Here is a 7,725-nt window from a genome sequence, read left to right on the forward strand (position 1 = left end):
CACCTTGTTGAAGGTCAGCTGCGCGGTGGTGCCGATCAGCGACTTGAGCTCTTCGGCGGAGCCGATGCCGGGCACCTGGATCAGGATGCGGTCGCTGCCCTGGCGCTGGATCGTCGGCTCTCTCGTGCCGACCTCATCGACGCGGCGGCGGATGATTTCGAGACTCTGGCGGATGGTGCGATCGTCGGTCGCCGCGCGCTCTGCGTCCGACAGCTTGACGACGACCTCGCCATTCTGACCGGACACCAGCAGATCCGTGGTCGGACCCGAGCCCAGCGAAACGACGGGTTGCGCCAGTTTCTGCACGATGGCGACCGCATCCTGAATGGCCTGCGGGTTGGACAGCCGCACGCGCAGCTCGTCGGGGGCCGAATCCTGCCTGCGGATCGTGCCGACGGTGCCGCGTTCGGCCCGCAGCGCATCGCGCACCTCGGGCCACAGCGCGTTCATCCGCTGGGCGTAGACGTCCGACAGCTGAACCTCGCCAAGCAGATGCGCGCCGCCGCGCAGATCGAGACCGAGGTTGACCAGATTGTTGGGCAGCCAGTCGGGCCAGCCCGCGCGCTGCGCTGTCAGCTCGGGCGTGACGGGCAGCCCCTTCTCGATCGCCTTCACGGCGTCGTTATGCTGCTCCACGCGGGTGTAGAACGCGTTGGGCGCGGCCAGCACAAGCCCGAGCGCGCATAGGCCCCAGACGAGAATCTGTTTCCAGAGAGAAAAATGAAGCATCGCCGCCCCCAGCGGTTAGGAGCTGGCAGGCTCTGTCTTGGAAATGACCTGTGCGATGGTGCCCTGCACCACGCGGACCTTGACGCCATCGGCGATCTCGACCTCGAGTTCCTCGCCTTCCTTGACCTTGGTGACCTTGCCGATCAGCCCGCCCTGGGTGATGACCTGGTCGCCACGACGCAACGCGGAGACCATCGCCTTGTGCTGCTTGAGCTTTTTCTGCTGCGGACGGATCAGCAGGAAATACATGATCGCGAAGATCAGGATAAGCGGGATAAAGCTGGTGAAGGCGCTTGCGGCGCCTCCGGCGGCCTGGGCGTAGGCGGGTGTTGCGAACATTCCGGGGTCCTTGACAGTGGCGGGGTGCGTCGGCACCTCATGATTTCGCGCGCACCCTATCTTCGGCCAACGCAATGCACAAGGCGTCCCCCGGCCCCGTGCGGCACCATGACAGCGGATTGTGAACGCGCCAAATGCCGGGGATGCGCCGCGCGCGCCGCGTCACCCGAAACCTGCCTGCCCGAAAGCCGACGCGCGGCGAGGCCACGCGGTCGGGGACGCCGCGCACCCCGCACCGGCGGGCGGGCCCTCAGGACGCGATTTGCCGACGCTCCGCCGACGCCAGACAGGCATCGGTCTTTTCAAGCACCAGAAAGGTCATCATGCCCGCGGGAGGCAGCGTCTTTTGCGTCTTCACCGAAAGGCAGCTTTCGTTCAGAACCCGCTGGATCGGGAAATCCGAATGCCATCCCAGCAGATTGGCGAAAGGGGCCGACATCCGCTCGACCACCGCCAGCGGGCCGCGATCGCGCGAGAAATGGTTGGTGATGACGATGCTGCCGCCGGGTTTGCACACGCGCGCCATCTCGGCGATCACGCGCTCGGGCTCGGGCACGACCGAGACGATATGCATCGCGGCCACCGTGTCGAAATGATCGTCGGGAAAGTCGAGGACGCGCGCGTCCATCTGCATCAGCGCCTTCACATGCGACAGCTTTTGCCGCGCGACCCGGGCGCGCGCCTTGGCCAGCATCTCGTCGCTGGCGTCGATTCCCGTAACCTCGACGCCCGGGTCGTAATGCGGCAACGACAACCCGGTGCCGACGCCGACCTCCAGCACGTGACCGCCCTGGATATTCGCATGCGCGGTCGCGCGTCTACGCCCGGCATTGGTCAGGGCCCCGAAGGTCTTGTCATATATCGGTGCCCAGCGGGCGTATGATGATTGGACCGCGCGCAGTTCCATCAGATCTCCGTTCGATGATTGCGTTTCCGTCTGTCCGTGGTCCACGCCCACAGAACGCCGGTCACATAGACCAGGTCCAGGAACACCAGCGTGGCCCAGGGGTAAATCAGCAGCGCCGCCAACAGGATGACGAAGCCCACGATCAGGAATTTCACCCGGTCGCGCGAAATCGTCATCACCTTGAAGGACCAGATCGGAATCCGGCTGATCATCAGCAGGCCGACGGTCACGATGTAAAGCGCGATGAGCGATGAGGGGATGGTCGGCGCGCCGTCGAACAGCAGGAACGACACGAACATCGGGAACAGCACCAGCATCGCGCCCGCAGGCGACGGGATGCCCACGAAGAACTTGCCGTCGTCGCGGACCTCGGCCTTGATGCCCACGTTGAACCGCGCCAGCCGGATCACGCAGCAGACCGCGTAGATCAGCACGGAGATCCAGCCCGCCTGCCGCAGATCCTGCAAGGCCCAGACGTAGATCATCATCGACGGCGCAATGCCGAAATTCACGAAATCGGCGAGTGAGTCGAGCTCGGCGCCGATGGCGCTTTCGCATTTCAGCAGCCGCGCCAGCCGCCCGTCGAACCCGTCCAGGATGGCGGCGACCAGGATCAGCAGCACCGCGCGTTCGAAGTCGCCGTGAAAGCTGAGCCTGATCGAGGTGAGCCCGGCGCAGATCGCGCCGATCGTCAGCAGGTTGGGCAGCAGGTTGATGATCGGCTGCTCTCCGCGCAGGCGGCGCCGACTGGTTGCGGGCGGGGACGCGGGGGGTTTCGACATATCAGGCAATCCGGGCCAGGCGCGGCGGCTCGGCGGATGTCAGGTCGGCGAGAACCGTCTCGCCCGATACCATCTTCTGTCCGATCGACACCAGCGGGTGCACGCCCTCGGGCAGATAGACATCCACGCGGGAACCGAAACGGATCAGGCCGAACCGTTCGCCGGTGTCCAGATGATTGCCCTTCTGCACGAAGCACACGATCCGGCGCGCCACGAGCCCCGCGATCTGCACCACCGCGACCTGCCGCCCATCGGGCAGCGCGATGCACAGGCTGTTGCGCTCGTTGTCGTCGCTGGCCTTGTCGAGCGAGGCGTTGAAAAACTTGCCGGGGCGGTAGGCGACAGCGGCCACCTCCCCCTCGACGGGGCAGCGGTTCACATGGCAGTCGAAGACGTTCATGAAGACGCTCACCCGCGTCAACGCCGTGTCCGCCATGCCGAGTTCCGCCGGGGGAACGGCCTTTTCGATCAGCGAGATCGTGCCGTCGGCGGGGCTGACCACCAGCCCCTCGCGCAGCGGCGTGGCGCGTTTGGGATCGCGGAAGAAATAGTAACACCAGACCGTCAGCCCGACGCCGATCCAGCCCAAAGCCTCCTCCACGAAGAAAAGGACCAGGGTGATTGCCGCGAAAATGGCGACAAACCGGATGCCTTCTCGGTGCATCGGCTTGATGAAGGTTTCCAGCATGTTCATCGACAGGGTCGCTTTTCCGTTGAATTAGGTCGTTTGTTAACGATGTTCCCACGCAGGATACAACGCCAAAAGAGATTTTTCATCCGATGGGCGCGTGCCCGCCACTGCTTAGCGTGCGAATTGCGCCCTGTCATCCGCGACCTGTGCGGCGACGCGCGCACAACGGGGCCGGGGGATGGCATTTCTGCGTCCGCCCTACATAGGATGCCAGATCGCCGGTTACACCCCGTGCGAAACGCGCTAAACAGCCGCTGAAAATCCGGCGCATGCCACGCCGGTCCTGCCCGCAACTGTCCGAGGAACCAGAAATGCACGATATCCGCGCCATCCGCGAAGCGCCCGAAGTCTTCGATCAGGCCATGCAGCGGCGCGGCCTGTCGTCGCAATCCGCCAGGATACTGGCGATCGACAGCGCGCGCCGCGAAGCGATCCGCGCGGCCGAGGATGCGCTGGCCGAGCGCAACGCCGCCAGCAAGCAGGTCGGCGCCGCCAAGGGGCGTGGCGACGAAGCGGAGTTCGAGCGTCTGCGCGCGCTGGTCGCCGCCAAGAAGGACGAGCTCGCCGGGCTGGAGGAACAGGCCAGGATCGAGGACGCGCGCCTGCGCGATCTGTTGATGGCGCTGCCCAACCTGCCCCTGCCCGAGGTGCCCGACGGCGCGGACGAGGATGACAACGTCGAGCTGCACCGCCGCGGCACGCCGCGCAGCTTTGAGTTCGCCCCGTTGGAGCATTATCAGCTGCCCGCGGTTCGCAACGGCATGGATTTCGAGACGGCGGCAAAGCTGTCGGGCGCGCGCTATGTCGTGCTGTCGGGCGCGGTGGCGCGGCTGCACCGGGCGCTGGCGCAGTTCATGCTGGACACCCATGTCACCGAAAACGGCCTGAGCGAGACCTGGACGCCGGTGCTGGTGCGCGAGGAGATGATGCTGGGCACCGGGCAGCTGCCCAAGTTCGGCGAGGACAGCTATCAGACCACCGAGGGCCTGTGGCTGGTGCCCACTGCCGAGGTGACGCTGACCAATATCGTCAACGGCCTGACGCTGGAGGAAGCCGCCCTGCCCCGGCGGTTCGTCGCGCACACGCAATGCTTCCGCTCCGAGGCGGGCAGCGCCGGCCGCGACACCGCGGGCATGTTGCGTCAGCACCAGTTCGAAAAGGTCGAGATGGTTTCGATCACCCACCCCGACACATCGCGCGAGGAGCTCGACCGCATGACCGGCTGCGCCGAGGGCATCCTCGACCGGCTGGGCCTGCCGTATCGCACGGTCGTGCTTTCGACCGGGGACATGGGTTTCGGCGCGCAGCGCACGCATGACATCGAGGTCTGGCTACCCGGTCAGAACAGCTACCGCGAAATCAGCTCCGTGTCGCTCTGCGGTGATTTCCAGGCGCGGCGCATGAGCGCGCGCTTCCGCCCCGAGGGCGGCGGCAAGCCCGAGTTCGTGCACACGCTGAACGGCTCGGGCCTGGCGGTGGGGCGCTGTCTGATCGCGGTGCTGGAGAATGGCCAGCAGGCCGACGGCTCGGTGAATCTGCCCGAGGTGCTCCACCCCTATCTCGGCGGCAAATCCCGTCTCGGCGCCGCGGGCGGGCTGGAATGAGCCCCCTATCGCGACCGGAGGCACGGGCGTGAGCGTGCTCAAGCCCTGGCTGGTGCTGATCGCCACGCTGGCCTTCGTCGGCGCGCCCCTGCTGACGCCGGGTTTCGGCGGCTTCGATCCCGACCTGTTCCCGGTGCCGCAGATTTCCCCGCCGGTTCAGCCCGCAGGCTGGGCTTTCGCGATCTGGGGCGTGATTTACCTGTGGCTGGTGGTCAGCGCGTTTTTCGGCGTGATCGCGCGGCCCGACGATGCGGCATGGGCCCCGGTACGCGGCCCGCTGGCGGCATCGCTTGCCATCGGCAGCGTCTGGCTGCTGGTGGCGATGCAGTCGCCGATCTGGGCGACGGTCCTGATCTGGGCGATGCTGATCCTGGCGGTGGTGGCGATGCTGCGACTGCCGAAAGGGCACGATCGCTGGTTGCTGGAATTTCCGGTGGCGCTGTACACCGGGTGGCTGTCCGCGGCCGCCTGTGTGTCGCTGGGCCTGCTGGGCGCGGGCTACGGGATCGGCCCGGGCGGCGATGCGGGGCAAACGGTCTGGGCGGCGGTGGCGATCTTGCTGGCCTTGGCGCTTGCCAGCTTCCTGCAGTCGCGCCCGCCCCGCAGCCCCGCCTATACCGCCGCGGTGATCTGGGCGCTGGTCGCGATCACCGAACAGAACCGCGGCGACAACTGGAGCGTCGCGGCCCTCGCCGTCACGGGCATCATGCTGCTGGTCTATTCCGCGGTGTGCGGCGATCTGCCGAAGTGGTTGCGCAAGGGCTGAGGCTCCGGCGCACCCCCTGCGCCGCCCCTGCGCATCTTCCCGAACATCTGCGACCCGTGCGCCGCGCCGCGGCGACGGCCCGTCCCCTGCTCAGCCGCCCCCGGCTCAGCCGTCGAGCTTGCGCAGACGCCGGATCAGCGCCGAGGTGTCCCAGCGCCCGCCGCCCATGTTCTGCACGTCCTTGTAATACTGGTCGATCAACGCGGTGCCCGGCAGGCTGGCGCCGTTGTTGTCGGCTTCCGACAGGCAGATGCCCAGATCCTTGCGCATCCAGTCGATGGCGAAGCCATGCTCGAACTCATCGGCCAGCATCGTCTTGTAGCGGTTCTGCATCTGCCAGCTGCCCGCCGCGCCGCCCGCGATCACGTCGACCACCGCTTCGGCATCGAGCCCGGCCTTCTGCGCGAAATGCAGACCTTCGGACAGACCCTGAACCAGACCGGCGATGCAGATCTGGTTGACCATCTTGGTCAGCTGTCCGGCACCGCTTTGCCCCAGACGCCGGCAGGCCCGGGCATAGGCGCCGATGATCGGCTCCGCCTTGTCGAAGGTCGCCTGATCGCCGCCGCACATCACCACGAGCGCGCCGTTTTCGGCACCGGCCTGCCCGCCGGACACGGGGGCGTCGATGAACTCGATGCCGTCCTCGGCCGCCTTCGCGTGCAGCTCGCGCGTGACCTCTGCGGACACGGTGGTGTGATCGACAAAGATGCCGCCGCGCGACATCCCCGCAAGCGCACCGTCCGGGCCGGTGCAGATCGCGCGCAGGTCGTCGTCGTTGCCGACGCAGGCAAAGACGAATTCAGCACCCTCGGCGGCCTTGGCGGGCGTGTCCGCGGCCTTGCCGCCATGCGCCTCGGCCCAGCGGTCGGCCTTTTCGCGGGTGCGGTTGTAGACCGTCACCTCATGCCCGGCCTTCGCCAGATGTCCCGCCATTGGATATCCCATGACGCCCAGTCCCAGAAATGCCACTTTCGCCATGTCTTTCCTCCAATTGCGCTCTGAATGCTTTGCATCTAACTAACGATGCAGGACATGGCGTCAACCGAATGGAGTATCATGGCCCGGCTGTTCAAATGGCTGCTGCGCATATTCACGGGAATGGTTCTGCTGGGCGCGGCGGTGGGCATCCTGGTCTATTGGTTCGCAAGCCGCTCCATTCCCGACTATGACGCCACGCAATATGTCGACGGGCTGGAAGGCACGGTCGAGATCGTGCGCGACAACGCGAATGTGCCGCATATCTTCGGCGCATCGGATGCGGATGTGTATTTCGGGCTGGGCTTTGCACATGCGCAGGACCGTCTTTGGCAGATGACGATGCTGCGGCGCACCGTGCAGGGGCGCCTGTCGGAACTTTTCGGGCGGCGCACCCTCGATACCGATCAGCTGTTGCGCAGGCTCGATCTCTACCGCCTTGCCGCGCAGTCGGTCGAGGCACAGACCGATTACACCAAGACCGCGCTGGAGGCCTATGCCCGCGGCGTCAACGCCTGGATCGAAAAGGTCAACGAACAGGCGCTGGGGCGCGGTGCGCCGGAATTCTTCGTCTTTTCCAATCAGGTGGCGCCGTGGCAGCCCGCCGACACCATCGCCATAGGCAAGCTGATGGCCCTGCAGCTGTCGGGCCATCTACAGGATGAGGTCCTGCGCGCGCAGGTATCGCTGAGCGTCCCGCCCGAGCGGCTTGCCGACATCCTGCCCGACGTGCCGGGACCCGGGATCGCGGCGCTGCCCGAATATGCCGCGCTGGTGCCGGGGCTGGAACCGGGACCACGCCGCTATGCCAGCGCGCCGCGCGATCCGCTGTCGCCGCTGCCCCGGCGCGGGCTGGAGGGCGCGTCGAACGCCTGGGCGGCGGCGCCGTCGCGTTCCGCCACCAGCGCAACGCTGCTGGCCAACGATCC

Annotated in this window: 8 protein-coding genes and 1 pseudogene; 3 read left to right on the top strand and 6 right to left on the bottom strand. The window is 66.5% G+C overall.

Features of this window, described 5'->3' with window-relative positions; genetic code table 11:
• From ACU0BR_RS08800 to ACU0BR_RS08820, 5 genes and pseudogenes are all read right to left on the bottom strand, one after another.
• Positions 1-729, bottom strand: a pseudogene (locus tag ACU0BR_RS08800) (protein translocase subunit SecD); the annotation flags it as partial.
• A gap of 15 nt (positions 730-744) precedes the next feature.
• The gene (gene yajC, locus ACU0BR_RS08805) at positions 745-1,068 is read right to left on the bottom strand and encodes a preprotein translocase subunit YajC (RefSeq protein ID WP_446156467.1); all 324 of its coding nucleotides are present in this window, start codon (positions 1,066-1,068) and stop codon (positions 745-747) included.
• A gap of 250 nt (positions 1,069-1,318) precedes the next feature.
• The gene (locus tag ACU0BR_RS08810; RefSeq protein WP_446156468.1) at positions 1,319-1,975 is read right to left on the bottom strand and encodes a class I SAM-dependent methyltransferase; all 657 of its coding nucleotides are present in this window, start codon (positions 1,973-1,975) and stop codon (positions 1,319-1,321) included.
• Positions 1,975-2,757 carry a CDP-diacylglycerol--serine O-phosphatidyltransferase gene (gene pssA / locus ACU0BR_RS08815; RefSeq protein WP_446156469.1) on the bottom strand — a complete coding sequence of 261 codons (783 nt, stop codon included), beginning with the start codon at positions 2,755-2,757 and terminating at the stop codon, positions 1,975-1,977. Before pssA ends, ACU0BR_RS08810 begins: the two co-directional genes overlap by 1 nt.
• A 1-nt stretch (position 2,758) precedes the next feature.
• Entirely contained in the window at positions 2,759-3,451 is a 693-nt protein-coding gene (locus ACU0BR_RS08820) for a phosphatidylserine decarboxylase (RefSeq protein WP_446156470.1), read from the bottom strand.
• A gap of 308 nt (positions 3,452-3,759) precedes the next feature.
• Here ACU0BR_RS08820 and serS point away from each other — a divergent pair, with 308 nt between their 5' ends.
• Together serS and ACU0BR_RS08830 are read left to right on the top strand one after the other, a co-directional pair.
• Positions 3,760-5,052 (top strand): serine--tRNA ligase, encoded by a 1,293-nt coding sequence (gene serS / locus ACU0BR_RS08825; RefSeq protein ID WP_446156471.1) that lies wholly within the window; start codon positions 3,760-3,762, stop codon positions 5,050-5,052.
• 28 nt (positions 5,053-5,080) lie between these two features.
• Positions 5,081-5,818 carry a hypothetical protein gene (locus tag ACU0BR_RS08830; RefSeq protein ID WP_446156472.1) on the top strand — a complete coding sequence of 246 codons (738 nt, stop codon included), beginning with the start codon at positions 5,081-5,083 and terminating at the stop codon, positions 5,816-5,818.
• Positions 5,819-5,923: 105 nt separating this feature from the next.
• Here the strand turns inward: ACU0BR_RS08830 and ACU0BR_RS08835 are convergent, their stop codons facing one another.
• Entirely contained in the window at positions 5,924-6,799 is an 876-nt protein-coding gene (locus ACU0BR_RS08835; RefSeq protein WP_446156473.1) for an NAD(P)-dependent oxidoreductase, read from the bottom strand.
• A 78-nt stretch (positions 6,800-6,877) separates the two neighbouring features.
• Between ACU0BR_RS08835 and ACU0BR_RS08840 the strand changes: the two genes are divergently transcribed.
• A partial coding sequence (locus ACU0BR_RS08840; RefSeq protein WP_446156474.1) for a penicillin acylase family protein occupies positions 6,878-7,725 on the top strand: 848 nt, incomplete at its 3' end.

It is taken from the genome of Brevirhabdus sp., assembly GCF_052826345.1.